The following is a 26,513-nucleotide window of genomic DNA, read 5'->3' as shown; positions in this document are numbered from 1 at the left end:
TATTCATGCGGTTGGTCACAACAGGCGTGCGTCTGAGCTGCTGTCCAGGTTCAGGCGCATGCCACCCTACATAATTCCAATTACCAGCCTTTATCCGATGGAGTACACATGAAGAAAATAAGTTTAACGAAGATGATCATATTAGGCCTGATACTCGGCATGATTGCCGGGGTGGCCATAAATAATATGGTTGCGGCTGAAACGGCAAAATCTTATGCAGCAGATATTTCCATTTTCACCACCATATTCTTACGCATGGTGAAAATGATTATCGCGCCATTGGTTATTTCAACTCTGGTTGTGGGTATTGCCAAAATGGGCGATGCCAAAACGCTGGGACGTATATTTTCGAAAACCTTCTTCCTGTTTATTTGTGCCTCACTGCTGTCAATCGCGCTGGGCCTGGTTATCGTTAATATCTTCCAGCCAGGCGCTGGCATCAACTTTGTTCCGCATGACGCTGGCGCTGTTGCCGCCGTTAAGTCTGAGCCGTTCACGCTGAAAGTATTTATCTCGCACGCAGTACCAACCAGTATTGTTGATGCGATGGCACGTAACGAAATTCTGCAGATCGTCGTCTTCTCAATTTTCCTCGGTTGCAGCCTGGCTGCGATTGGTGAAAAAGCCGAGCCTATCGTGAAGGTTCTGGATTCACTGGTACACGTGATGCTGAAGCTGACGGGCTACGTCATGCTGTTTGCGCCACTGACCGTTTTCGCCGCTATTTCAGGTTTGATTGCCGAACGTGGTCTGGGTGTGATGGTCAGCGCCGGGATCTTTATGGGTGAGTTCTACCTGACGCTGGGTATGCTGTGGGCGATCCTGATCGGCCTGTCCACCATGATCGTCGGGCCGTGCATCGCGCGTTTAACGAAATCCATCCTCGAACCTGCACTGTTGGCCTTCACCACCTCCAGCTCTGAAGCCGCTTTCCCAGGCACGCTGGATAAGCTGGAAAAATTCGGCGTTTCCTCAAAAATCGCCAGCTTTGTTCTGCCTATCGGTTACTCCTTTAACCTGGTCGGCTCGATGGCGTACTGCTCTTTTGCCACCGTATTTATTGCCCAGGCGTGCAACATCGAACTGAGCATGGGTGAGCAAATCACCATGCTACTGATCCTGATGCTGACCTCGAAAGGGATGGCGGGCGTACCGCGTGCATCAATGGTGGTTATCGCCGCCACCCTGAACCAGTTCAACATTCCGGAAGCCGGTCTGATCCTGCTGATGGGTGTGGATCCGTTCCTCGATATGGGCCGCTCTGCTACCAACGTCATGAGTAACGCCATGGGCGCTGCCATTGTGGGTCGTTGGGAAGGCGAACACTTCGGCCAGGGCTGTCGCGGGACTGCGCCAGTGAAGACACCGGAACAAGAACGTCCGGTGACCGAACCGTCAGAAGTTGCGATGTCCTGACACAACACTATTGCCGGATGGCGCTCGCGCTTATCCGGCACGATGATGAACACACCAACAGGATTACACCATGAATAAAACCCTTCTTGGCGTGAGTCTCTTTTCTTTCAGCCTCTTGTTTTGCGCCACCTCATTCGCGCAAACCACGCCGGATTACGCAAAGATCATCGACCAGGCTCATCAGAAATATAAAAGTAACAACGATGGCAAAGTCGCCGACTACATTCCTGCCCTGGCGACCTACAGCCCGAAAAATTTCGCCATCACCATTGCCACGGTGGACGGCAAGATCTATCAGGTGGGCGATGTTAACAAACCCTTCCCAATGGAATCCCTGAGTAAAGTCTTCACCCTGGCGCTCGCCATGGAACAGCATGGCCCTCAGGTAGTCCTGGATAAACTCGGGGCCAATGCCACCGGCATGCCATTCAATTCTGGTTTAGCGGTGGAGTTGACTAAAGGCGCACCGGAAAACCCGCTGGTAAACGCCGGGGCGATGAGCACCGTTAGCCTGATCGAAGCCAAAGATAAAACCGATCGCTGGAACAAAATCCTCGACAACCTGAACGTCTGGGCCGATGCCACACTCACCGTGAACGAGCCGGTTTTCAAATCCGAGATGGAAACCAACCAGCACAACCAGGCGTTGGCGAAGCTGATGGAATCCTATAACAGCTTCTATGGCAACACAGACGACGCTGTCGAAATTTATACCCGTCAGTGCTCAGTCGATATCACCGTTGAGCAACTGGCCAAAATGGGCGCGGTACTCGCCAACAAAGGCAAATCACCGTTTAACGGCAAGCAATTGCTGAATGAAAAGTATGTCCCGCAGGTACTGGCAGAAATGGCCATTGCCGGATTGTACGACGGTAGTGGTAAGTGGCTGTACACCGTAGGCATCCCGGCGAAAAGCGGCGTCGGCGGCGGGATGGTTGCCGTTGTGCCTGGCGAATATGCGATAGCCGTCTATTCCCCACCGCTGGATGAAGCCGGTAACAGCGTTCGTGCCCAGAAAACGATCGAATATGTCGCCGAAGCGACCGAAGCGAATGTCTTTTTAGCAAAATAAAACTCTATGCCGGATGGCGCTTCGCTTATCCGGCAAACAACACGAAGAGGTGAGAAGTAAACATGTCTAAACCATTTGTCTGGCAGGAACTCTTTGTTCAGGGTAAAGATAGTACCGAATATGAATTACTGAGTAATCAGCATGTTACAGTTTCGGAGTTAGACGGAGAGGAAGTGATTAAGGTTGCGCCAGAAGCGTTAACTTTATTAGCACAGCAGGCATTTTATGAGGCTTCATTCTTCCTGCGCGCCGGACATTTGAAACAGATCGCCAGCATTCTGCACGATCCACAGGCCAGCGGTAACGATAAGTATGTTGCATTGCAGCTGCTGCGCAATGCTGAAGTTTCGGCCAAAGGCGTGCTGCCTAACTGTCAGGATACCGGAACGGCAACGATTGTGGCCTGCAAAGGTCAGCATGTCTGGACCGGCGGCGATGACGCAGAAGCGTTAAGCAAAGGCGTGTATACCACCTTCACCGAAAACAACCTGCGTTATTCACAAAATGCCCCGCTGGACATGTATACCGAGGTCAATACTCAGACTAACCTGCCGGCACAAATCGATATCAGCGCCACGCCCGGTAATGAATACCGTTTCCTGTTCGTCAATAAAGGCGGCGGCTCGGCCAACAAAGCGGCGCTGTTCCAGGAAACAAAATCCATTCTGCAGCCGGAAAAGCTCACCGCCTTTCTGATCGAAAAAATGAAATCACTGGGCACAGCCGCCTGCCCGCCGTATCACATCGCTTTCGTCGTTGGAGGCTTATCTGCCGACCAGACGCTGAAAGTCGCCAAGCTGGCGTCAACTAAGTATTACGACAACCTGCCCACCAGCGGAAACGAACTGGGTCAGGCGTTCCGTGATACGGCCCTGGAAGCCGAGTTGCTCAATGCCAGCCGCGAGTTTGGTATCGGCGCGCAGTTTGGCGGCAAGTACTTTGCCCACGATATCCGCGTGATCCGCCTGCCGCGTCACGGGGGTTCTTGTCCTATCGCGATGGCCCTCTCCTGCTCAGCCGACCGCAACATTAAGGCTAAAATTAACAAACACGGAATCTGGCTGGAGAAGCTGGAGCATAACCCGGGCAAATTCATTCCTGATTCTCAGCGGGTAGAAAATGGCGCCCAAACCGTACAGCTGGATCTCAACCGCCCGCTACGCGAGATTCTGCACGACCTGTCCGCTCTGCCTATCGGTACTCGTTTGTCGTTAAGTGGCCCAATTGTTGTCGCCCGTGATATTGCCCACGCTAACATCAAAGCGCGCCTGGATAACGGTGAACCGATGCCGGAATACATGAAAAAACATATCGTTTATTACGCGGGTCCCGCCAAAACGCCGGAAAATCAGGCCTGTGGTTCAATGGGTCCCACCACCGGCGGGCGCATGGATGGGTATGTCGATGCTTTCCAGGCACAAGGCGGCAGTCTCATTATGCTCACCAAGGGTAACCGTAGTCAGCAGGTCACTGACGCCTGCCACAAACACGGTGGATTTAGCCTCGGCAGCATTGGCGGTGCCGCGGCCCTGCTTGCACAGCAGTACGTTAAAAGCCTGCACTGCCTGGAATATCCCGAACTGGGAATGGAAGCAGTCTGGATGATGGAAGTTAAAAATATGCCGGCCTTCGTGTTAGTCGACGATAAAGGTAATAACTTCTTTAGCCAGTTTGAGCAGCAGCATCGCTGTGCAACCTGTCCGGCAGGACATTAAGGAGACATGATGGAAGCGCGAGCCAATAATGACAGACACCGCCAACGTCAGCAGAAACTGAAAGAACAGGTTGATACCCGCGTGGCGGCGGCAACGGAGAAGAAAGGGATCCTGATTGTCTTTACCGGCAACGGTAAAGGGAAATCCACCGCAGCCTTTGGCACGGCAACGCGCGCGGTTGGTCACGGAAAAACCGTTGGCATCGCGCAGTTTATCAAAGGTCAGTGGGATAATGGCGAGTACAACACCCTGCAACCGCTCGGCGTTGAATTCCATATTATGGGCACCGGATTTACCTGGGAAACCCAAAACCGGCAAGCGGATATCGAGGCGGCAACGGTAGTCTGGCAAGAAAGTAAGCGCATGCTGGCTGATGCGCATTACGATCTGGTGGTGCTGGATGAACTGACTTACATGCTGGCTTACCACTATCTGGATACCCAGGAGGTTCTCAGCGCCATCGAAAATCGCCCTGTCGGACAAAGTGTTATCGTCACCGGACGCGGATGCCACGCACTGTTGCTGGAACTGGCCGATACGGTCAGCGAAATGCGCCCGGTCAAGCACGCGTTTGACAGCGGTATTCAGGCGCAGGTGGGAATCGACTGGTAACTCTTCTTTTGCCGGATAACGACGCGCTGGCGTCTTATCCGGCCTACCGTTCTTTGCAGGCCTGACAAGTCGCACGGTACCATCAGGCAGGCGATACCACAGATTTATTCAGCAGCCAGTCCCGGAAGATCTGTAAATGCACAGATTCCGCTTTCTCTTCACGCCACGTCATGATGAAACGGTTCCCGGTACGCATCGGGACATCGCAAGGAATGACCATATCACCGCTGTCCAGATCGTGCTGAATGGCAAAACGAGGAAGCAATGCCACGCCCAAATTAGAGCGAACCGCCGCAATCAGCATCGACAACAGATCAAATCTTGGACCTTTATTGACCAGTGGGCTGCTGACATCGGACAGCGCAAACCATTCCTGCCAGCCTTTGATACGCGTGCTTTGGTGCAAAAGCGGGAATTCGTTCAGCAACTCCTCGACCGCCAGTTTCCGATCCGGTTCGGCCAGCAAGCAGCGGCTGCATACCGGCAAGATTTCCTCTTCAAACAGGTACTCTACGCACGACCACGGTGAGTAGAAATCTTCACGCATGATTGCCGCGTCATACTCCCGATTGAGAAAATCACCAATATTCGCCAGCGAATGGATATTGACGATAATATCCGGATTGAGTTTATTGAACTCGCGCAGGTTCGGGATCAGCCAATGCGTGCTGAATGTCGGATTCACCGCCAGCTCAATAACCTGCACCGTCGGCTGCCAGGTCATTATCGTCGTCGTATCTCGCTCGAGTTTATTTAACGTTTCTTTAACGATACTTAAATAATGTTTACCTGCCGCATTTAAAAAAATGCGTTTCTTGGCATGATTAAATAGCGAGGTATTTAGAAAATCCTCCAATGCATTCACCTGGCGGAAAACAGCACTTTGTGTTAAAGCCAGCTCTTCAGCAGCCCGGGTATAACTTTCGTGACGCGCAACAACTTCAAAAGTTACCAGCAACTCCGTCTTCGGTATTTTTCCTCTCATAACCTCTTCCATATGCAGCGTACAAAAATAGTTTAATTTATAAAAAATAATTCAAGACACCCAGATAAGCATCGAGAGTTATATTTTATTTCATCCATTGATGTCATTGATCCAATCCATGATTTACTCATACTGATGGCGGATAAATATTAACCAATAATACTCAAGCACAACAATAAACACAATTTAAATAAGGTTAAACCTATGCAAATAGTGCCAATAAGTTCTTAATAATTTTTCAAGTTAACTTGTTTATTGCAGAAAAAACTTTGCGAGATTAATCAATATTATCCATGCAATAATTTTAGATAATTTCACGTTATAACTTACGGGCAAACGACTGCTTTTAATCATTCCTTGATGTAGTTTCTGCCTTTTTTTGTTAGACGTGATAAAGGACACAATGTGAAAACTTTCGGAAAGGTCTGGCTCGTTGGAGCAGGTCCCGGTGATATTTCATTGCTCACCCTCAAAGCGATGATGTGCATTAAACAGGCTGATGTCATTATTTACGATCGGCTGGTCAATCCTAAAATTTTGGAATGGGCATTACCTGATTGCCTGCTTATCAATGTCGGCAAAAATCCAGGCTTTCATTGTGTTCCTCAGGATGAAATTAACGCATTACTGGTCCAGTATGCCCAAACACATAGCAACATCGTACGCCTGAAAGGGGGCGATCCTTATGTGTTTGGTCGTGGGGCCGAAGAAGTTGAGGATCTTGTTGAAACGGGTATCCCATTTGAAGTTGTGCCGGGTATCAGTTCTACCATTGGCGGCCTGACCTATGCCGGGATCCCGGTGACGCATCGCGATTTCGCCTCCGGTTTTCACGTGGTGACAGGCCATACGCGGGAAGGCAACCAGCAGCAGGACTGGCGTCAACTGGCGAAGCTAAATGGCACGCTGGTTATCGTCATGGGTATTGCCAATCTGGCGTTTATTTGCGAAGAGCTGTTGATGGGCGGTAAATCAGCAGATACACCCGCCGCGCTCATTATGTCCGCCACCCGGGAGAATCAACGCCGACTAACCTGTACGCTTGGTTCATTACTGAGCAAAGCGCAGGAAGCTAACATTGCTCCGCCTGCGCTGATCGTTATTGGTGGGGTGGTGACCCTGAGCGATCGACTCTCTTTTATACCCGAAGCCCTCACCTTGCCAGAAGACCTTTACTGCGAAAGTCTGGCATGACGAAAAGACTGGGGCGACGTTTGATGCGCCGCCCTGAAAACGCGGCAAAAGTAGCTGGTTTGCGCGTATTGAAGTTTCCGGGCAATGCTGTCTATTGAGTGCACGGGATCGTGCAACAACTCCCCCGCTTTTTGCATTTTTTTCTGATTCACCCAGGTTTTAAAATTAACGCCCTGCCGCTTCTTAAAAAATCGGCTGAAATAGTTCGCACTTAAGCACACATGTGCCGCGACGGATTCCAGGGATAACTCACCATACAGATTTTCATCAATATAACGCAGTGCCGCCAGAAGCTTTTTCTCATGGCGAGAAGGTTCAGTGAAATAATGACGAACGTAGCTGGTCGGCGGGGCTGATATCTGATCGGATTGTGGCGCTTGCTCAAAATTATCAACAATAAAACTTAACAAATTAGCCGACGCCACCAGCGTATTATTATCTACTACCGCTACCTGACCCCATTCGGCCTTTATTTTCGGGTCATCCATCCATGAATATTTATTATCAATAACGATAGTTTTATATTCCTGATACTTTGACCGGACCTGTCCGCAAACAATAAAACCATAAAGATGCCCTTCATCAATTATGGGCATCGAAAACAAACTTAACCCTGCATGACAGGTGAGTATCCTGGGCTTAAGCTGTTTTAACCCCGCAAAAGCACACTGCTTATCGCATTTTTCGCAACCTGCACGATACCGTTCATTCGCCCGCATTAATGTGCAGAATGAATTAAAATTATGATAATCCGACAGTGCCTTGCCGTGAATATCAATCACGACCGTGGCTAACCCGGTCGCACGGGAGAATACTTCGGCTATCGAGAAAAAACTGTGTAAATAGTCATTCTGGATTTTCAGCAGCACGCTATCCTCCGGCTCTCATGATATTAAAGCCGGTAATATGCAGAATTTAACCGCGAGAAAGAATGATGCTGACCGCAAAAAATAATCTCATTTATGAATATGATTATGATCGAATCGCAAGAGAGTAGACGGCAGAAAATAAAAAAGGCCATCATCAGATGGCCAACCATGTCGAAACGGAACCAGCCCTTGACCATGCAGATAGTCAGGGCTGTTTTTTTACTTCTTACTTAATAACGGTTTTCAGCGCTTCGCCGATATCGGCCAGGCTGCGAACGGTTTTCACGCCAGCAGCTTCCAGAGCCGCGAATTTCTCGTCTGCGGTACCTTTACCACCGGCGATGATCGCACCGGCGTGGCCCATACGTTTGCCTTTCGGCGCGGTGACGCCCGCGATATAACCGACAACCGGCTTGGTGACGTGATCTTTAATGTACGCCGCCGCTTCTTCTTCCGCGCTACCGCCGATCTCGCCGATCATCACGATCGCTTCAGTCTGCGGATCTTCCTGGAACAGCTTCAGAATGTCGATGAAGTTAGAGCCCGGAATCGGGTCGCCGCCGATGCCGACACAGGTGGACTGGCCGAAACCGTAGTCGGTGGTCTGCTTAACCGCTTCATAGGTCAGCGTACCGGAACGGGAAACGATACCCACTTTGCCCGGTTTGTGAATGTGGCCCGGCATAATGCCGATTTTGCATTCGCCCGGGGTGATCACGCCTGGGCAGTTCGGGCCGATCATGCGTACGCCCGCTTCGTCCAGCTTCACCTTCACGGTCAGCATATCCAGCGTCGGGATACCTTCGGTGATGGTGATAATCAGTTTGATGCCTGCGTCGATCGCTTCCAGAATGGAGTCTTTGCAGAACGGTGCCGGAACGTAGATAACGGTGGCGGTTGCGCCAGTTGCTTCTACCGCTTCACGCACGGTGTTGAACACCGGCAGACCCAGGTGAGTAGTGCCGCCTTTACCTGGCGTTACACCGCCAACCATTTGCGTACCGTAAGCAATCGCCTGTTCGGAGTGGAATGTCCCCTGGCTACCGGTGAAGCCCTGGCAGATAACCTTGGTATCTTTATTAATTAAAACTGACATTATTTTCCCTCCACTGCGGCAACAACCTGCTGAGCTGCATCCGTCAGACTTTTCGCTGCAATAATATTCAGGCCGCTATCAGCCAGTTTTTTCGCGCCGAGTTCGGCGTTGTTGCCTTCCAGACGAACGACAACCGGTACATTAACGCCCACTTCCGCTACCGCGCCGATGATACCGTCAGCGATCAGGTCGCAGCGTACGATACCGCCGAAGATGTTAACCAGTACGGCTTTTACATTGTCATCGGAGAGGATGATTTTGAACGCTTCGGTCACGCGCTCTTTAGTCGCGCCGCCGCCCACGTCGAGGAAGTTAGCCGGTTCGCCGCCGTGCAGCTTAACGATGTCCATGGTGCCCATTGCCAGGCCCGCGCCGTTAACCATGCAGCCGATGTTGCCGTCCAGCGCAACGTAGTTCAGTTCCCACTGTGCCGCCTGCGCTTCACGCGGATCTTCCTGCGACTGGTCGCGCATTTCGCGCAGGTCAGCCTGGCGGAACAGCGCGTTGCCGTCAGCGCCCAGTTTGCCGTCGAGGCAGATCAGGTCGCCCTGCTTGGTCACCACCAGCGGGTTGATTTCGATCAGCGCCAGATCGCGCTCCAGGAAGATAGTTGCCAGACCCATGAAGATCTTGGTGAACTGCTGAACCTGTTTCCCTTCCAGACCCAGTTTGAACGCCAGCTCGCGCCCCTGGTAAGGCATCGGACCTGCCAGCGGATCCAGCGCCACTTTGTGGATCAGGTGCGGGGTTTCTTCCGCCACTTTTTCAATTTCCACGCCGCCTTCGGTAGAGGCCATAAAGACCACGCGACGGGAACTACGGTCTACCACTGCGCCGAGGTAAAGTTCTTTACCGATATCGGTCGCCGCTTCAACCAGAATCTGATTTACCGGTTGGCCATTAGCGTCTGTCTGGTAAGTCACCAGACGTTTCCCCAGCCAGTGCTCAGCAAAAGCGCGAATGTCTTCTTTGCTGTTAACAACCTTCACACCGCCCGCTTTACCACGGCCACCAGCGTGAACCTGACATTTCACTACCCACGGGCCTGCGCCGATTTTAGATGCGGCTTCTTCAGCTTCACGCGGAGTATTACAGGCATAACCCACCGGTGCCGGTAAGCCATAGCGGGCAAAAAGTTGTTTTGCCTGATATTCATGTAAGTTCATGTGTTCTGTCCATCCTTCAGGTAATCGTTATCTTTTACCCGTAGGCCTGATAAGGCGTCCAGACCTACGGGGCAGGTGATACTCTTTATCGTTACACGTCCAGCAGCAGACGCGTTGGATCTTCCAGCAACTCTTTAATGGTTACCAGGAAGCCTACTGACTCACGACCATCGATCAGACGGTGGTCATAAGACAGCGCCAGATACATCATCGGCAGAATTTCAACCTTGCCGTCTACCGCCATCGGACGATCTTTAATGGCATGCATACCCAGGATGGCGCTCTGCGGTGGGTTGATAATCGGCGTAGACATCAGGGAACCGAACACACCGCCGTTAGTGATGGTGAAGTTACCGCCCGTCAGATCTTCAACCGTCAACTTGCCGTCGCGACCTTTTACTGCCAGCTCTTTAATGTTCTTCTCAATGTCAGCCATACCCAGCAGATCCACATCACGCAGGACCGGCGTTACCAGGCCGCGCGGCGTGGAGACCGCCATGCTGACATCAAAGTAGTTGTGGTACACCACGTCATCGCCATCGATAGAGGCGTTGACTTCCGGATAGCGTTTCAGCGCTTCAACCACCGCTTTCACGTAGAACGACATAAAGCCCAGACGGATACCGTGACGTTTTTCGAACGCATCACCGTATTGCTTACGCAGGTCCATAATCGGCTTCATGTTGACTTCGTTGAACGTCGTCAGCATGGCGGTGGAGTTTTTCGCTTCCAGCAGACGCTCGGCTACGCGTTTGCGCAGACGGGTCATTGGCACACGTTTTTCGCCACGCGCACCCAGTTGAGGCTGAGGCGCAGGCGCGGCTGCTGGCGCTTTGGCTTCGGATTTTGCTGCCGGCGCTTTGGCCAGATGCTTTTCAACATCTTCACGGGTGATGCGGCCACCGACGCCAGTGCCTTTGATGGCGCTGGCTTCGAGGTTATGTTCACCGAGCAGGCGACGGATCGCCGGGCTCAGGGCATCGTTGTTCTGCTCAGCAAGCGACGCCTGCTGGCGCTGTGCCGGAGTAGAATCTTTCTCTTCAGACTTGGCGCTGGTCTCTTTACCCGCGCTGTTGCCTTCACGCAGGCGACCGAGGATCTGGCGAGAGGTAACGGTTGTTCCTTCATCTTCCAGAACCGCATCAAGGATACCGTCCGCTGATGCCGGTACTTCCAGTACCACTTTGTCAGTTTCGATTTCTACCAGTACTTCATCACGACGTACTGCATCGCCCGGTTTTTTGTGCCAGGTTGCAACCGTTGCATCCGCTACGGATTCAGGCAGGTCGGGAACAAGAATATCTACGCTACTCATTATTTATCCTTTATTTAATCGACGTTCAGCGCGTCATTAACCAGATCTTGTTGCTGTTTCTGGTGAACGGACATATACCCTACTGCCGGAGAGGCAGAGGCCGGGCGACCTGCATAACGCAGAGCGGACCCAAATGGAATCACTTCACGGAAATGATGCTGACTGCAGTACCATGCGCCCTGGTTGAGCGGCTCTTCCTGGCACCAGACAAAATCATGTACGTGAGCAAATGGTTTCAGCGCTTCCTGCACCGCTTTATGCGGGAACGGATAGAGCTGTTCGATGCGCACAATGGCAACATCTTTTTGGTCGTTCTTGCGGCGTTGCTCCAGCAGGTCGTAATAAACCTTACCAGAACACATCACGACACGCTTCACGCCTTTCGGATCAAGTTCATCGACTTCACCAATGGCCGGCAGGAAGGTGCCATTTGCCAGTTCGTCCAGCGTAGACACCGCCAGCGGATGACGCAGCAGCGACTTCGGTGACATCACCACCAGCGGACGGCGCATACCGCGCAGCGCCTGACGACGCAGCATGTGGTATACCTGTGCCGGGGTGGACGGGACGCAAACCTGCATGTTTTGCTCAGCGCAAAGTTGCAGATAACGTTCCAGACGCGCGGAGGAGTGCTCCGGACCCTGGCCTTCGTAGCCGTGCGGCAGCAGCATCACCAGACCGCACATACGGCCCCATTTCTGCTCGCCAGAAGAGATGAACTGGTCGATGACGACTTGAGCACCGTTGGCGAAGTCACCGAACTGTGCTTCCCAGATGGTCAGCGTGCGCGGTTCTGCCGTGGCATAACCGTATTCAAACGCCAGCACTGCTTCTTCAGACAGTACGGAGTCCCATACGCGGAACGTGCCCTGGCCGTTATGCACATGCTGCAGCGGGGTGTAGGTTGAACCGTTCGCCTGGTTATGAATGACCGCGTGACGGTGGAAGAAGGTTCCGCGACCGGAGTCCTCGCCCGACAGACGAACCGGAATGCCTTCGTCAACCAGCGTGGCGTAAGCCAGATTCTCTGCGCCACCCCAGTCGAACAGCTTCTCGCCTGCGGCCATGGCCTGGCGATCGCCGTAAATTTTGGCAACGCGCGACTGCATTTCAACCGCTTCAGGGACGGTGCTGATGCGTTTAGCCAGCTCCTGCAAACGCTTCATCTCAACTTTGTTCGGGTAGCTTTCGTCCCATTCATGGTTGAGGTATGGCGACCAGGTGAAGGAGTGCATGTTCATAGGGCGCCACTCTTTCACTACACACTCGCCAGCATCCAACGCATCGCGATACAGGTTGACCATTTCGGTCGCATCTTCCAGCGTGGCGACTTTATCCGCTTCCAGCTTGTCAGCGTAGATTTTGCGCGGGGTCGGATGCTTTTTGATTTTCTGATACATCAGCGGCTGGGTTGCGCTCGGCTCGTCGGCTTCGTTGTGGCCGTGACGGCGGTAGCACACCAGATCGATGAAGACATCGCGTTTGAAGGTATTACGGAAGTCCAGCGCCAGGCGCGTCACGAAAGCGACCGCTTCCGGGTCATCCGCATTGACGTGGAAAATCGGCGCCTGAACCATCTTGCCGATGTCGGTGCAGTACGGGGTAGAACGCGCATCCAACGGGTTAGAGGTAGTGAAACCCACCTGGTTGTTAATAACGATGCGAACGGTACCGCCCACTTCGTAACCACGCGCTTTTGACATGTTCAGGGTTTCCTGAACCACGCCCTGTCCGGTGACTGCCGCATCGCCATGAATGGTGATAGGCAGGACTTTATTGCTGCTCGGCTCGTCCAGACGATCCAGACGCGCACGGACGGAACCGATAACCACCGGGCTAACAATTTCCAGGTGCGACGGGTTAAACGCCAGCGCCAGGTGTACCAGACCGCCTTCGGTTTCGATATCCGATGAGAAGCCCATGTGGTACTTCACGTCGCCAGTGCCGAGATGTTCTTTGTGTTTGCCCGCGAATTCGTCGAACAGATCCTGCGGCTTTTTGCCCAGTACGTTCACCAGAACGTTCAGACGACCACGGTGCGCCATGCCCAGCACCACTTCACGCGTACCGCTGTTACCTGCGTGGCGAATCATCTCTTTCAGCATCGGGATTAACGCATCACCGCCTTCCAGCGAGAAACGTTTCGCACCCGGGAACTTCGCGCCCAGATAACGCTCCAGACCTTCAGCTGCGGTCAGTTCGCTGAGGAAGCGTTTTTTCTCTTCGCTACTAAACGCGGCGCGGCCAGACTCGATGCGCTGTTGAAGCCAGCGTTTTTCTTCGGTGCTGGTGATGTGCATATACTCGGCGCCAATCGGGCCGCAGTAGGTTTGTTTCAGCGCAACAACCAGGTCGCTCAGCTTCATGGTGTCTTTGCCGCCGGCAAAAGAACCTACGTTAAAGCTTTCCTGGAAATCAGCGTCGGTGAGATCGTGGAAAGATGGATCCAGATCGGCCACATTTTCTTGTTGCCACAGTCCCAGCGGATCGAGATTCGCATGTTGATGGCCGCGGAAACGGTAGGCGTTAATGAGCTGCAGGACTTTAACCTGCTTCACATTGGCATCAGGGTCGGAAATAGAAGAAGAGTAACGTGGGGTAATCAACGCCTGTCGACGGAAATAATCACGTGTTTTTGAGTGGAGTTGATCCGGTTTGACTCCGGTGCCAGGTAACTGCTGGAACGTCGAACGCCAGTTAGCATCTACCGAGTCAGGGTCGGTTAAGAAGTCTTCATAGAGCTGTTCTATCCAGCTCTGGTTCGAGCCAGAGAGGTAAGAAGAGTCCAACCAGGCTTTCAAAGCGCTGTTCTGCATCGTGATCCCTTAAGCATTTGTATGCTTACTTCGCCGTGGATACTACCACGCACACCGATGTGCGTGCCGGGGTTCACTTGTTGCGGACTGTCGTGTCATCTGCGTCCGCTAAGGAACCTTTAAAAACTGTCTAATCATGTGGCAGTTTTTAGAGGTTTCCTGCATTAACGATTTGCCTGATGGCGCTTCACTTATCAGGCCTACGGGATGGTACCTGTAGGCCGGATAAGACGTTTACGTCGCCATCCGGCACCCACTACAACAACTTACGCACTACGCTTGAGCAGCATCGACTTAATATGGCCAATGGCGCGCGTCGGGTTCAGCCCCTTAGGACATACGCTGACGCAGTTCATGATGCTGTGACAGCGGAATACGCTGAAAGCGTCACTTAAACCTTCCAGGCGGCTGTCGGTCTCGGTATCGCGGCTGTCAATCAGGAAGCGATACGCAGCCAGCAGACCTGCCGGACCGATGAACTTATCCGGGTTCCACCAGAATGATGGGCAGGACGTTGAGCAGCATGCGCACAAAATACATTCATACAGCCCATCGAGCTTCTCACGCTGCTCTGGCATTTGTAAATGCTCGCGAGCCGGTGGATTTTTCCCATTATTCAACAAGTAAGGCTTAATCTTCTCATACTGTGCGTAGAATTGCCCCATGTCTACCACCAAATCGCGCACAACCGGTAAACCCGGCAGCGGGCGAATGACAATTTTCTTGCCCGGCTGATTCAGCGCAGAAATAGGTGTGATACAGGCCAGTCCATTTTTGCCGTTCATGTTCAGACCGTCGGAGCCGCAGACCCCTTCACGGCAGGAGCGACGAAACGACAGGCTTGGATCTTTTTCTTTCAGCTGCATCAATGCATCCAGCAGCATCATGTCGCGCCCTTCTTCCGCTTCCAGGGTGTAATTCTGCATGCGCGGAGCATCGTCAACATCCGGGTTATAGCGATAAACTGAAAACTCGAGTTTCATTGTCCTGTCTCCGCATTAATAAGTACGAATCTTCGGCGGGAATGCCGGGCGCAGCTTCGGTTCCATATTGACTTGACGTCGCGTCATGGATTCCGACTCTGGCAGGTACAGGGAATGGCACAGCCAGTTTTCATCATCACGTTCCGGGAAGTCGAAGCGGCTATGCGCGCCACGGCTTTCGGTACGGAAGTTTGCAGAGACTGCGGTGGCGTACGCGGTTTCCATCAGGTTATCCAGCTCCAGACACTCAACGCGCTGGGTGTTAAATTCACTGGAGGTATCATCCAGACGGGCATTTTTCAGACGCTCGCGAATCGCTTTCAGCTCTTCCAGTCCTTTCGCCATCGCGTCGCCTTCGCGGAATACCGAGAAGTTATGCTGCATACATTCCTGCAGCGCTTTGCGAATGGCGACCGGATCTTCGCCGTTACGGTTGCCGTTCCAGCGATTCAGACGGGCCAGAGAAGCATCGATCTCATCTTCTGTCGCATCCAGAAGGTCGCCCTGCTCGGCTATAGATTCCTGCAGATGCAGGCCCACCGCACGACCAAAGACCACCAGATCCAGCAGCGAGTTGCCGCCCAGACGGTTGGCGCCGTGAACCGATACGCAGGCGATTTCGCCTACCGCAAACAGCCCCGGAATCACCACATCTTCGCCCTGCTCGTTCACGGTCAGCGCCTGACCGGTTACTTTGGTCGGGATACCGCCCATCATATAGTGGCAGGTAGGAATTACCGGGATCGGCTCTTTCACCGGGTCAACGTGGGCAAAGGTACGTGACAGTTCGAGGATACCCGGCAGACGGGACTCCAGAACTTCTTTACCCAGATGATCGAGTTTCAGCTTGGCGTGCGGACCCCATGGGCCGTCGCAGCCGCGACCTTCACGGATTTCGATCATGATGGAACGCGCCACCACGTCACGACCCGCCAGGTCTTTCGCATTCGGGGCATAACGCTCCATAAAGCGCTCGCCGTGTTTGTTCAGCAGGTAGCCACCTTCACCACGACAGCCTTCTGTAACCAGCACGCCTGCGCCGGCGATACCGGTCGGGTGGAACTGCCACATTTCCATATCCTGCACCGGCACGCCAGCGCGGATAGCCATACCGACGCCGTCACCGGTATTGATATGAGCGTTGGTCGTGGACTGATAAATACGACCTGCGCCGCCGGTCGCCAGCACGGTAGCGCGGGCTTTAAAGTAAACCACTTCACCGGTTTCAATGCACAGCGCGGTACAACCGACAATCGCGCCATCAGCATTCTTCACCAGGTCCAGTGCATACCACTCGGAGAAAATGGTGGTGTGATTTTTCAGGTTCTGCTGATACAGGGTGTGCAGTAGCGCGTGGCCGGTACGGTCTGCTGCTGCTGCGGTACGTGCCGCCTGCTCGCCGCCAAAGTTCTTCGACTGGCCGCCAAACGGACGTTGATAAATGGTGCCATTATCGAGACGAGAGAACGGCAGGCCCATATGGTCCAGCTCCAGAATCGCTTCCGGGCCGGTTTTACACATATATTCAATTGCGTCCTGGTCACCAATGTAGTCCGACCCTTTCACGGTGTCGTACATGTGCCATTCCCAGTTATCTTCATGGGTATTACCGAGCGCCACGGTGATGCCACCCTGCGCGGATACGGTATGGGAACGGGTTGGAAACACTTTAGAGAGCAGCGCACAGGTCTGGCCGCTCTGGGAAATTTGCAGCGCCGCGCGCATACCTGCGCCACCGGCACCAATCACAACAGCATCAAATTCTCTGACTGGCAGTTTCATTACACACCCCACACCACAACAAATCCATAAATGACGTAAACCACCAGCGCAACGACGATAGCCAGTTGCAGAATCAGGCGTACAGCCAGAGGTTTAACGTAGTCGGTCAACACCTGCCACATGCCAATCCAGGCATGAATCAAGATGGAAAAAAGTGCCAGCAGGGTGAAGACTTTGGTGAATGCCGATGAGAAAAAACCGCTCCAGGCATCAAAGGTCAACTCGCCGCTGGTGGCGAAGAAGCCGACCATATAGATGATGTATAACGTCAGAACGATAGCGGTAGCACGGACCAGAATGAAGTCATGTACGCCGTTGCGTCCTAATGCGGAGGCGTTGCTTACCATACGAGGACTCCTGCGAGAAGTGAAAGCACGACAATGATAACGAAACAAATTTTGGCGGAGCGTGTCCCTGCTTCGAGGGTTTCTTCGATATAGCCAAAATCCATCAACAGATGGCGAATGCCCATTACGGCGTGATAGGCCAGCGCAATCAGGATCCCCCACATAATTAACTCCACGAAGAAGTTATTCATAATGGATGACGCCGTGAGGAAACCTTCAGGGGAGGAAAGGCTGGTACCCAATAACCACAACAGAATCCCGACCGCCACGAAGGTGATCACTCCGGATACGCGATGGAGAATGGACGCTATCGCCGTGATTGGGAACCGGATCGTTTGCAGATCCAGATTGACAGGTCTTTGTTTTTTCACATTTCTTATCATGAATAACGCCCACATGCTGTTCTTATTATTCCCTTTGGACTTCGGGCACAGAAGATGATGACTTCTGTAGTCTGAAAGACGCCGGGATTTCCTTCCTCCGGTCTGCTTGCGGGTCAGACAGCGTCCTTACTATAACTACGCGTCATATAAAACACTGCTTCCAGTTGCTAAAACGACACGTTACAACGCTGGTTGGCTCGGGATTGCAGGGTATTCCGGAGACCTGGCGGCAGTATAGGACGTTCACAAAATCATTACAATTAACCTACATATAGTTTGTCGGGTTTTATCCCGAACAGTGACATAGGTCACGATAACAACATTATTTTAATTTTTAATCATCTGATTTGACAATCATTAAACAAAGTTGTTACAAACGACACCAGAAAAAGCATATAATGCGTAAAAGTTATGGGGTCACTCTTTCACCGGAGATTTAGTTATGTAACAGTGTGGAAGTATTGACCAATACCTTCAGGACAGTTATTAGTGATAGACAGGTTAAATAATTCGGATTGCTAAGTTGTTGATTTGTTACTATTTCACCATGAGTTAACTGATTTACCTGCAAGCGCCCATTGCTCTGTACCCTGGTTTTCGCCTCTATCGCAGAGCGGCGAGCCGAATAAAAAACTGGTAACGGTTGATTGATGTATCGAAAACAAGTCTGACTTCCGCAGTCTTAAGTAATAAGGCGCTAAGGAGACCGTAAATGGCTGATACTAAAGCAAAACTCACTCTAAATGGTGACGCTGCTATTGAACTGGATGTGCTGAAAGGTACGCTCGGTCAGGACGTTATTGATATTCGTAGCCTTGGCTCAAAGGGGATGTTTACTTTTGACCCAGGTTTCACCTCTACCGCATCCTGCGAATCCAAAATTACGTTCATCGATGGTGATGAAGGCATTTTGCTGCATCGCGGCTTCCCGATTGACCAGTTGGCGACCGAGTCCAACTATCTGGAAGTGTGTTATATCCTGCTGTACGGTGAAAAACCGACGCAGGAAGAGTACGACGAGTTCAAAACCACGGTCACTCGCCATACCATGATTCACGAGCAGATCACGCGTCTGTTCCACGGTTTCCGCCGCGACTCCCACCCGATGGCCGTTATGTGCGGTGTCACCGGGGCACTGGCTGCGTTCTATCACGATTCGCTGGACGTAAATAATGCGCGTCACCGTGAAATCGCCGCCTTCCGTCTGCTGTCCAAAATGCCGACCATGGCAGCGATGTGTTACAAATACTCCATCGGGCAACCGTTCGTGTACCCGCGTAATGATCTCTCCTACGCCGGTAACTTCCTGAACATGATGTTCTCCACGCCGTGCGAAAAATACGAAGTCAATCCAATCCTGGAACGCGCCATGGACCGCATCCTGATCCTGCACGCTGACCACGAACAGAATGCCTCAACCTCTACCGTGCGTACCGCAGGCTCTTCAGGGGCTAACCCGTTTGCCTGCATCGCGGCTGGTATTGCTTCCCTGTGGGGACCGGCACACGGCGGCGCCAACGAAGCTGCGCTGAAAATGCTGGAAGAAATCAGCTCGGTTAAACACATTCCAGAATTTGTTCGCCGCGCGAAAGACAAGAATGATTCTTTCCGCCTGATGGGCTTTGGTCACCGTGTTTACAAAAACTATGACCCGCGCGCCACCGTGATGCGTGAAACTTGCCATGAAGTGCTGAAAGAACTCGGCACTAAAGATGATCTGCTGGAAGTGGCGATGGAGCTTGAGCACATTGCGCTCAACGACCCGTACTTCATCGAGAAGAAACTCTACCCGAACGTAGACTTCTACTCCGGCATCATTCTGAAAGCGATGGGCATTCCGTCCTCCATGTTCACCGTGATCTTCGCCATGGCGCGTACCGTTGGCTGGATTGCACACTGGAACGAAATGCACACCGACGGCATGAAAATCGCCCGTCCTCGTCAGCTGTATACCGGCTACGACAAGCGCGATTTTAAGTCTGATATTAAGCGTTAATTGTCTGCCGGATAGCGCTCTCGCCTGTCCGGCCTACTACCTTGAATCTTCCAGGCCGGACAGGGTGTTAATACCTCTGTCCGGCCTGTTTTTTCTTGACCCACATTATTTTATTCTCATCACGTTTTCTCTATGATTTACTGAGATCTTCCTCATTTCACTCAGGAGCATGGGATGCCTGTTTTGCAGTGGAGCCTGCTATTTCTGCTATCACTCCTTCTTTCCCTGTTCTTTCTGTTGATACATCTTCCTGGCGCATTGCTGCTCGGCTCGATGATCGTCGGTATCATTTTCAGTATGCGCGGGATCTCCCTGCACCCTCCCCGCTGCACATTTCTTGCCGCTCAGGCCATTCTCGGCTGCATGATTGCGCAAAACCTCACCGGTTCCATTTTAACGACACTTGCGGCACACTGGCCGATGGTGATTGTCATCCTGCTGGCAACCCTGATTAGCAGCGCGGTAATCGGCTGGCTGCTGGTTCGCTACAGCAATCTACCGGGGAACACCGGCGCGTGGGGTTCCTCGCCTGGCGGGGCCGCCGCGATGGTTGCGATGGCGCAGGATTATGGCGCTGATATCCGCCTGGTAGCGTTTATGCAGTACTTGCGCGTACTGCTGGTGGTCGGCGCTGCCGCGCTGGTCACCCGACTAGTCATGGGCGAACAGGCGCAAACGGTCGGCCAGCAAATCGTCTGGTTTCCACCGCTGAGTCTTAATCTGTTAAGTACCATCCTGCTGGCCGCTGTTGCCGGTACAGCCGGGCGCTTACTGCGTATCCCCTCTGGCGTGATGTTGCTGCCCATGCTGGCGGGTGCATTGCTGAACGCAGGCGGTGTAATGGTAATTGAACTGCCGGAATGGCTACTGGCGATAGCCTATATGGCGATTGGCTGGCAAATCGGCCTCGGCTTTGACAAGCAGATTTTTTTGATGGCGCTACGGCCCCTGCCGCAAATATTGTTGTCCATTTTTTCACTGATGGCGATTTGTGCCGCTATGGCCTGGGGTCTGGCGCATTACATGCAAATCGACTTTCTCACCGCCTATCTGGCGACCAGTCCTGGCGGAGTGGATTCCGTCGCGGTAATTGCCGCAGGCAGCCACGCCGACATGGCGCTAATCATGGCGATGCAAACCCTGCGGTTGTTCAGTATTTTATTGACCGGTCCGGCAGTGGCGCGTTTTATTTCAGCGCATGCACCAAGACAGCCCACCTAATGCTGGCAGCCCGGACACCAGTAAAAGGGTCGCGAAGAGAGTGTCGTTTTCTCGATAATTCCACCGCAGCGCTCACAGGCTTCGCCGTCCCGGTGAAAGACCTTAAAGCGAAACAGCGCGCCGTGGTGCTTATTGTCATCGACCTGGCCACGAGTGTTATACGACAGGCGAGGAATATCAAGCAACGCTTGCGCCAGCGCATCCAACCGTTCATCGCTAAGCTGTGACGCTTTATGCTGACCGGTCAACCCCACCTGCCAGAGAATTTCTACCCGTAGATAGTTACCTAATCCCGCCAGAAACGCCTGATCCAACAACAGACCGGAAAACTGGCGATTGCGAAAGCGGGGTGACAGCAGACGCGTTTTTACCTCTGCAGGCGTTAAACGCAAATCCAGGACATCCGGTCCAACCCGTTGCAGAAATGGATGGGTGGTGAGTTGCTCTGGCGTCAGCATTTCGATGTCAGACGCGCTATACAGCAGGATAGTTTTATCCTCTGTTTGCAGCCTGACGCGTAGCACCCGCGTGGTTTGCGGCATGTTGCCGGTATCGACCACTCGCCACACGCCGTAAAGCTGATTGTGGCTGTACAGTGTCAGGCCATTGGAAAAATGGGTCAGCAAAGCTTTACCCCGCGTTTCAAGCTGGGTAATACTCTGCCCGATCAGTTGGGATTGATACGGTTTTAACTGCTCAAAGGCAAACCAGACATCCGTCAGGGGTTTGCCTTTGACTGCCGCCTCCAGGGTATCCGCCGCACGGCGGATCTCCGGGCCTTCAGGCATAATTCTGTCCTTTGTTAATGGGTTGCGCCGCCCGTCATAGCGATATCGCTATCCACCTGCAATGCAGTGGCAATCGCGACCTCAAGCGCACGCCGCACCGTTTCAGCCGCCATGCTTGGCGCCCCAGGATGCTGTGCGGCCTGCTGCGGCAAATAAGGGATATGAATAAAACCGCCCTTCACTGCCGGAGCATCACGCAATTTATGCAGCAGGCCATACATCACGTGGTTACACACGAAGGTGCCCGCCGTCTGAGAAACCGAGGCCGGAATTCCCGCGTTGCGCATGGCGACAACCATCGCTTTGATCGGCAATGTGCTAAACCACGCCGCAGGGCCATCGGCCACAATCGGTACATCAATCGGCTGTTGACCAAGGTTATCCGCAATCCGCGCATCGTCAACGTTGATCGCCACGCGTTCCACGGTGATATCCGTTCGGCCACCCGCCTGACCCACCGCCAGCACCAGCGATGGCGACAATGCGTCAATTGCGGCATTGAGTACGGCGAGAGACTCGCCAAATACGCACGGCAACTGGCGGGCAACGACCCGGCATCCGCCGATGATAGCATTGTCGAGCCCCGAGACCACTTCCCAGGAAGGGTTAACTGACTCGCCGCCAAAGGGTTCAAATCCCGTGATGAGTACTGTTTTCATCCTTTCTCCTTACAGGAACATCAGGAAATACATCAGGAATACGTTGACCAACAGCAGCAGTATGCCCGTTGGCACCTGCGCTTTAATCACCGCATTTTTGTCCGGTAGCTCCAGCAACGCCGCAGGCACAATATTGAAGTTCGCCGCCATTGGCGTCATCAACGTTCCGCAATACCCGGAGAACATACCAATCGCTGCCATCACCGCCGGATTACCACCGTGTTGTAATACGAGGATCGGAATACCGATTCCAGCGGTCACAATCGGGAAAGCGGCAAACGCATTGCCCATCACCATCGTCAACAAGGCCATACCAATGGTGTACACCGCCACCGCGATAAAGCGGCTATCCACCGCCAGGTATTCTTGCGTCAGCCAGGATATACCGCTGCCGACGCCCGCCGCAGTGAACAACAGGCCGAGAGTAGCCAGAATCTGCGGCAGGATGAATGCCCAACCGATGGAGTCCAGCAGTCGGCGTGCCTCCTGAATCGGCTGATGCACCCGCTCATGGGTCATTTTTATCGCCATCGCCAGACCAATCAACGAGCCTGCGGTCATAGAGAAAAGCGTCACCAATGTGGCGTGATTACCCGGTCCAAACAGCGCATCCTGTAAGCCCGGAATATGGTTGAACATGAGTACACCGATAACTGTTACCACCGGGATCGCCAGCGCCGGAAAAAACAAGCGGTTACCCAACCGACTGGCGCTCTCTTCACGCTGTTGCGGCGTCCGTTGATGGTAGCTTCCCAGCTTTACGCCACCGAAACCGGCGATCAGGGCCAGTACCACCACCGCAACGCCGACGGCAATATGCACCGCGCGTTTATCGCCAAACAGCGAGTATGTCCAGTCGCCAAGCAGAAAGAGAACGCCGTACAGGCCCCAAAACAGGCCTGTGGTTAAGCGACGCGGGTTAGCTTTATCCCGCCAGGACATCAGCGCCACAATCAGTAATACCGCACCTGCCAGCCAGTAGAGATAGCTTTGCTGAAAATTCATTTCGCTTCTCCTTGTGCTGCGGCATTCGCTTTCGCCACTTCACGCTGCAGATAACTGTCCAGCCGCCACAGACGCGTGCCGTGGATCAGGAAGGCGCAAATTGCCGTCGGGATCCCCCACAGGGCGATATGCAGCGGTTCGGTCTGGATCCCACCTGACTCCAGCATAAAGTTGTGCATGAATATGATCGCGCCGAAGGCTACAAAGATATCTTCACCGAAAAACAGCCCGACGTTATCGGTCGCGGCAGACATGGCGCGCAGACGATAACGAACCGCCCCCGGTATCTCACCGTGGTTTTTCTCAGCGGCCCCTTCCGCCATTGGCGCCAGCAGCGGACGCACCATCTGCGGATGTCCCCCCAGGCTGGTCAACCCTAAGGCAGCGGTCGCCTCACGAATAAACAGATAGACAATAAGCAGACGGCCGCTGGTGGCGCTGCGGATTTTGGCAATCCACGCCTGAGCGCGCTCTTTGAGTCCGTGACGCTCCAGCAGGCCAATAACCGCCAGTGGGATCAGCAGGATAAACGGCAGGTTGCGGGTGTTGAGAAATCCCTCACCCAGCTTTTCGAGAATGGTAGCGATTGGCATATGCGCCGCCAGTCCGGTGACGATCCCGGCAATAATGACCACCAGTACCGGGTTAAAACGTAAAAGAAATCCGACCACAATGACGGCGATCCCCGTCAATGGCCAGAGAGAAATAGCCTCTCCCATAATTTAATCCCTTATGTTGTTGTGTAATATATTATTGTTTTGTATATAAAAAATTATGCGCTAATTTGAATATTGCATGCATCGAATGCGCTGCGCAAGCGACGGGCAAAAGCGAGTGCGTGCTCGCCATCCCCATGAATGCATACCGTCTGGGCGGTCACGTTCGCCCATGTTCCGTTCTGGCTTTTTACTCTACCGGACTGCACCATTTCTAACGTTTGCGCCAACGCCTGCTCTTCATCCTCTATCAATGCGCCAGGCTGGCTACGCGGAACCAGACTGCCGTCAGCCTGATATCCCCGATCGGCAAACACCTCCTGACGCGTCACCAGACCATAATGTTCTCCGGCACGAATCAGTTCGCTTCCCGCCAGTCCCACCAGAACCAGCGAGGGATCGCAGGCATGCACCGCTTTCGCAATCGCATCCGCCAGCTGCGGATCTTTTGCCGCCTGGTTATAAAGCATACCGTGGGGTTTCACATGACGCATCACGCCGCCCTGTGCATGCGTAATGGCTGCCAGCGCGCCAATTTGATACAGCGTTTGCGCATACACTGTTTCCACAGGCAGAGTCATGGCGCTACGGCCAAAATTCTCCCGATCCGGAAAGCTCGGGTGTGCACCTACCGCGACGCCATTTTTTAGCGCTTCGCGCACGCTTGAAAGCATGGTTTGCGCATCACCGGCGTGAAATCCACAGGCGATATTCGCTGACGAAACCAGTTGCAGCAGCGCTGCATCGTTAGCACAGCCCTCGCCGAGGTCTGCGTTGAGATCAATTTTCATTGTTAAGTCGCCATGTTAACTGTTGCAGATAACGCTGCTGATCGTGGCGCGCCTTTAGCGCTTCCTCCAGCGAACACTGCACAAAATGTATCGGCTGACCGAGCGGGATCTGCGCCAGATGATACATATCCGCCTCAATGATGCAGGCGATGCGCGGATAGCCGCCCGTCGTCTGGGCATCATTCATCAGCACGATCGGTTGACCATTATGCGGAACCTGCACCACGCCGGGGAGTAAGCCATGCGACAGCAATTCGCGATCGGTCATGCGTGTTAACGGCTGCCCCTGCAGGCGATATCCCATCCGGTTACTTTGCGGGCTAAGCTGCCACGGCGAACGCCAGAAAGACGCCTGCGAGACCTCGTCAAACTCCTGATACTCAGGCCCGGGCAGCGCACGAATGCGGTTTCCCCACATCAGCTGTTTTACCCCCTGCGGCCCGCTAAATTGCCGGGTAGAGGCCCCAATCGCCAGCCGATCGCCATCGCGCAGCAGACGCCCTTCCAGCCCGCCAATACCAACTTTAAGATCGGTACTCCGCGACCCCATCACTTCCGGTACATCAAATCCGCCCGCTACCGCCAGATAACTACGCATACCATGATGTGGACGTTTTAGCGTCAGGCGCTGCCCCGCTTTCACCGGCAGCCGCCACCCGCTCCACACGGGAGTACGATCCAAATGCGCTTCGCACCCGGCACCGGTCAGGGCAAACCAACCATCGGCTTCAAATTCCACGACCAGTTGCCCCAGCGTGATTTCCAGCGCAGCGGCATTCGCATCATTTCCCACCAGCAGGTTAGCAACGTTCAGCGCCGGTTTATCCAGCGCGCCGCAGTGGCTGATGCCGGATTGACGAAAATTGTGGCGTCCGCCGTCCTGGATCGAGGTGTACATGCCCGCACGAATAACGTTTAACATATCCCCTCCTTCTGCGGGACAAAACGCACGGTATCGCCTGCGCGTAACAGGATCGGTTCTTCTCGTTTTGGATCAAATAACGACATGGGGGTACGCCCAATCAATTGCCATCCGCCGGGCGTGGCAAGCGGATAGATCCCCGTTTGAGAGCCACCGATACCTACAGAACCTGCCGGAACAAGCAGACGCGGCTCTGCCCGTCTTGGGGTATGCAATGGTTCAGGTAAGCTCCCGAGATAAGGGAACCCTGGCTGAAAACCGATAAACCACACCACATAGTCGACTGACGCATGAAGTTCAACGACCTGCTTGTCGCTTAATCCACTGTGCCGGGCGACCTCTGCCAGATCCGGGCCAAACTCACCGCCATAAGTCACGGGGATTTCAATAAACCGCGAATCCGGTTCCAGCGCTTCGCTCTCTTCCCACCAGCGCTGCAGGCGTTCAATCGCATCCAGCGCCAGCGTTTGCGGGTCGCGCAAGGTCACCGTGATATTGTTCATTCCCGGAATAGCCTCACGCACATTCGGAGCATCAACCAGACGCTGGGCCAGTCGCCAGATACGTTTCTGAGACGCCAGCGTAATGGGTGGCTCCAGTTCAAGCACTACCGCAGTCTCACCTAACAGATAACAACGCGCTCGCTGCACTTTCGTCCCTCTTT

The 26,513-nt window shown here is 53.3% G+C and carries 24 protein-coding genes and 1 pseudogene; 8 read left to right on the top strand and 17 right to left on the bottom strand.

The window, feature by feature from the left end:
• Window positions 1-108: 108 nt before the first annotated feature.
• From ACVXHP_RS00315 to cobO, 4 genes are all read left to right on the top strand, one after another.
• Window positions 109-1,416, top strand: coding sequence for a dicarboxylate/amino acid:cation symporter (locus ACVXHP_RS00315; protein ID WP_200007237.1), 1,308 nt, complete (start codon window positions 109-111; stop codon window positions 1,414-1,416).
• A 70-nt stretch (window positions 1,417-1,486) separates the two neighbouring features.
• Window positions 1,487-2,488, top strand: a complete 1,002-nt coding sequence (gene glsA / locus ACVXHP_RS00310; protein WP_304697529.1) for a glutaminase A — start codon at window positions 1,487-1,489, stop codon at window positions 2,486-2,488.
• A 62-nt stretch (window positions 2,489-2,550) separates the two neighbouring features.
• Window positions 2,551-4,203, top strand: a complete 1,653-nt coding sequence (locus tag ACVXHP_RS00305; protein WP_137349212.1) for a class I fumarate hydratase — start codon at window positions 2,551-2,553, stop codon at window positions 4,201-4,203.
• A gap of 9 nt (window positions 4,204-4,212) precedes the next feature.
• Window positions 4,213-4,815 (top strand): cob(I)yrinic acid a,c-diamide adenosyltransferase, encoded by a 603-nt coding sequence (gene cobO / locus ACVXHP_RS00300; RefSeq protein ID WP_200007243.1) that lies wholly within the window; start codon window positions 4,213-4,215, stop codon window positions 4,813-4,815.
• A gap of 82 nt (window positions 4,816-4,897) precedes the next feature.
• Here the strand turns inward: cobO and ACVXHP_RS00295 are convergent, their stop codons facing one another.
• Window positions 4,898-5,800 carry a LysR family transcriptional regulator gene (locus tag ACVXHP_RS00295; RefSeq protein WP_200007246.1) on the bottom strand — a complete coding sequence of 301 codons (903 nt, stop codon included), beginning with the start codon at window positions 5,798-5,800 and terminating at the stop codon, window positions 4,898-4,900.
• A gap of 405 nt (window positions 5,801-6,205) precedes the next feature.
• Between ACVXHP_RS00295 and cobA the strand changes: the two genes are divergently transcribed.
• On the top strand, window positions 6,206-6,994 hold the full coding sequence (gene cobA / locus ACVXHP_RS00290) for a uroporphyrinogen-III C-methyltransferase (protein WP_447570653.1): 789 nt from the start codon (window positions 6,206-6,208) through the stop codon (window positions 6,992-6,994).
• Here cobA and ACVXHP_RS00285 read toward each other — a convergent pair.
• From ACVXHP_RS00285 to sdhC, 9 genes are all read right to left on the bottom strand, one after another.
• On the bottom strand, window positions 6,973-7,863 hold the full coding sequence (locus tag ACVXHP_RS00285; protein WP_447570652.1) for a PocR ligand-binding domain-containing protein: 891 nt from the start codon (window positions 7,861-7,863) through the stop codon (window positions 6,973-6,975). The genes cobA and ACVXHP_RS00285 overlap by 22 nt on opposite strands.
• Window positions 7,864-8,089: 226 nt before the next feature.
• Window positions 8,090-8,959, bottom strand: coding sequence for a succinate--CoA ligase subunit alpha (gene sucD, locus ACVXHP_RS00280; RefSeq protein WP_003022929.1), 870 nt, complete (start codon window positions 8,957-8,959; stop codon window positions 8,090-8,092).
• Complete coding sequence (sucC, locus tag ACVXHP_RS00275) at window positions 8,959-10,125, bottom strand: ADP-forming succinate--CoA ligase subunit beta (RefSeq protein WP_038638897.1); 1,167 nt, start codon at window positions 10,123-10,125, stop codon at window positions 8,959-8,961. Before sucC ends, sucD begins: the two co-directional genes overlap by 1 nt.
• Before the next feature lie 91 nt (window positions 10,126-10,216).
• Window positions 10,217-11,440 (bottom strand): 2-oxoglutarate dehydrogenase complex dihydrolipoyllysine-residue succinyltransferase, encoded by a 1,224-nt coding sequence (gene odhB, locus ACVXHP_RS00270; RefSeq protein WP_200007257.1) that lies wholly within the window; start codon window positions 11,438-11,440, stop codon window positions 10,217-10,219.
• Window positions 11,441-11,454: 14 nt separating this feature from the next.
• A complete protein-coding gene (gene sucA, locus ACVXHP_RS00265; protein ID WP_151224956.1) occupies window positions 11,455-14,256 on the bottom strand; it encodes a 2-oxoglutarate dehydrogenase E1 component in 2,802 nt (933 codons plus the stop codon).
• 266 nt (window positions 14,257-14,522) lie between these two features.
• Window positions 14,523-15,239, bottom strand: a complete 717-nt coding sequence (gene sdhB, locus ACVXHP_RS00260) for a succinate dehydrogenase iron-sulfur subunit SdhB (RefSeq protein WP_447570651.1) — start codon at window positions 15,237-15,239, stop codon at window positions 14,523-14,525.
• Window positions 15,240-15,254: 15 nt separating this feature from the next.
• A complete protein-coding gene (sdhA, locus tag ACVXHP_RS00255) occupies window positions 15,255-17,021 on the bottom strand; it encodes a succinate dehydrogenase flavoprotein subunit (protein WP_003022919.1) in 1,767 nt (588 codons plus the stop codon).
• Window positions 17,021-17,368, bottom strand: a complete 348-nt coding sequence (sdhD, locus tag ACVXHP_RS00250) for a succinate dehydrogenase membrane anchor subunit (protein WP_316130761.1) — start codon at window positions 17,366-17,368, stop codon at window positions 17,021-17,023. Before sdhD ends, sdhA begins: the two co-directional genes overlap by 1 nt.
• A complete protein-coding gene (sdhC, locus tag ACVXHP_RS00245) occupies window positions 17,362-17,766 on the bottom strand; it encodes a succinate dehydrogenase cytochrome b556 subunit (protein ID WP_042309715.1) in 405 nt (134 codons plus the stop codon). Before sdhC ends, sdhD begins: the two co-directional genes overlap by 7 nt.
• A gap of 383 nt (window positions 17,767-18,149) precedes the next feature.
• Between sdhC and ACVXHP_RS00240 the strand changes: the two are divergent.
• From ACVXHP_RS00240 to ACVXHP_RS00230, 3 genes and pseudogenes are all read left to right on the top strand, one after another.
• Window positions 18,150-18,260, top strand: a pseudogene (locus ACVXHP_RS00240) (hypothetical protein).
• A gap of 203 nt (window positions 18,261-18,463) precedes the next feature.
• A complete protein-coding gene (locus ACVXHP_RS00235) occupies window positions 18,464-19,747 on the top strand; it encodes a citrate synthase (RefSeq protein ID WP_008784136.1) in 1,284 nt (427 codons plus the stop codon).
• Window positions 19,748-19,921: 174 nt separating this feature from the next.
• Window positions 19,922-20,968 carry an AbrB family transcriptional regulator gene (locus tag ACVXHP_RS00230; RefSeq protein WP_447570650.1) on the top strand — a complete coding sequence of 349 codons (1,047 nt, stop codon included), beginning with the start codon at window positions 19,922-19,924 and terminating at the stop codon, window positions 20,966-20,968.
• Here the strand turns inward: ACVXHP_RS00230 and nei are convergent.
• The 7 genes from nei to pxpB are packed head-to-tail and all read right to left on the bottom strand — an operon-like array spanning window position 20,965 to window position 26,499.
• Entirely contained in the window at window positions 20,965-21,756 is a 792-nt protein-coding gene (nei, locus tag ACVXHP_RS00225; RefSeq protein WP_200007266.1) for an endonuclease VIII, read from the bottom strand. The genes ACVXHP_RS00230 and nei overlap by 4 nt on opposite strands.
• A gap of 14 nt (window positions 21,757-21,770) precedes the next feature.
• Window positions 21,771-22,415, bottom strand: a complete 645-nt coding sequence (gene pcp, locus ACVXHP_RS00220; protein ID WP_304697496.1) for a pyroglutamyl-peptidase I — start codon at window positions 22,413-22,415, stop codon at window positions 21,771-21,773.
• Window positions 22,416-22,424: 9 nt separating this feature from the next.
• Window positions 22,425-23,420: a DUF979 domain-containing protein gene (locus ACVXHP_RS00215; RefSeq protein ID WP_200007272.1), complete on the bottom strand. Its 996-nt coding sequence runs from the start codon at window positions 23,418-23,420 to the stop codon at window positions 22,425-22,427.
• Window positions 23,417-24,139, bottom strand: coding sequence for a DUF969 domain-containing protein (locus ACVXHP_RS00210; RefSeq protein ID WP_023185317.1), 723 nt, complete (start codon window positions 24,137-24,139; stop codon window positions 23,417-23,419). Before ACVXHP_RS00210 ends, ACVXHP_RS00215 begins: the two co-directional genes overlap by 4 nt.
• 53 nt (window positions 24,140-24,192) lie before the next feature.
• Window positions 24,193-24,927: a 5-oxoprolinase subunit PxpA gene (gene pxpA / locus ACVXHP_RS00205; RefSeq protein ID WP_304697492.1), complete on the bottom strand. Its 735-nt coding sequence runs from the start codon at window positions 24,925-24,927 to the stop codon at window positions 24,193-24,195.
• A complete protein-coding gene (gene pxpC / locus ACVXHP_RS00200) occupies window positions 24,917-25,849 on the bottom strand; it encodes a 5-oxoprolinase subunit PxpC (protein ID WP_447570649.1) in 933 nt (310 codons plus the stop codon). Before pxpC ends, pxpA begins: the two co-directional genes overlap by 11 nt.
• Entirely contained in the window at window positions 25,843-26,499 is a 657-nt protein-coding gene (pxpB, locus tag ACVXHP_RS00195; RefSeq protein ID WP_447570648.1) for a 5-oxoprolinase subunit PxpB, read from the bottom strand. Before pxpB ends, pxpC begins: the two co-directional genes overlap by 7 nt.
• Window positions 26,500-26,513: the final 14 nt, after the last annotated feature.

It is taken from the genome of Citrobacter freundii complex sp. 2025EL-00176 (assembly GCF_053309355.1).
Note: the sequence above shows the minus strand (reverse complement) of the source record. Positions and strands in the feature narration are given on the sequence as shown.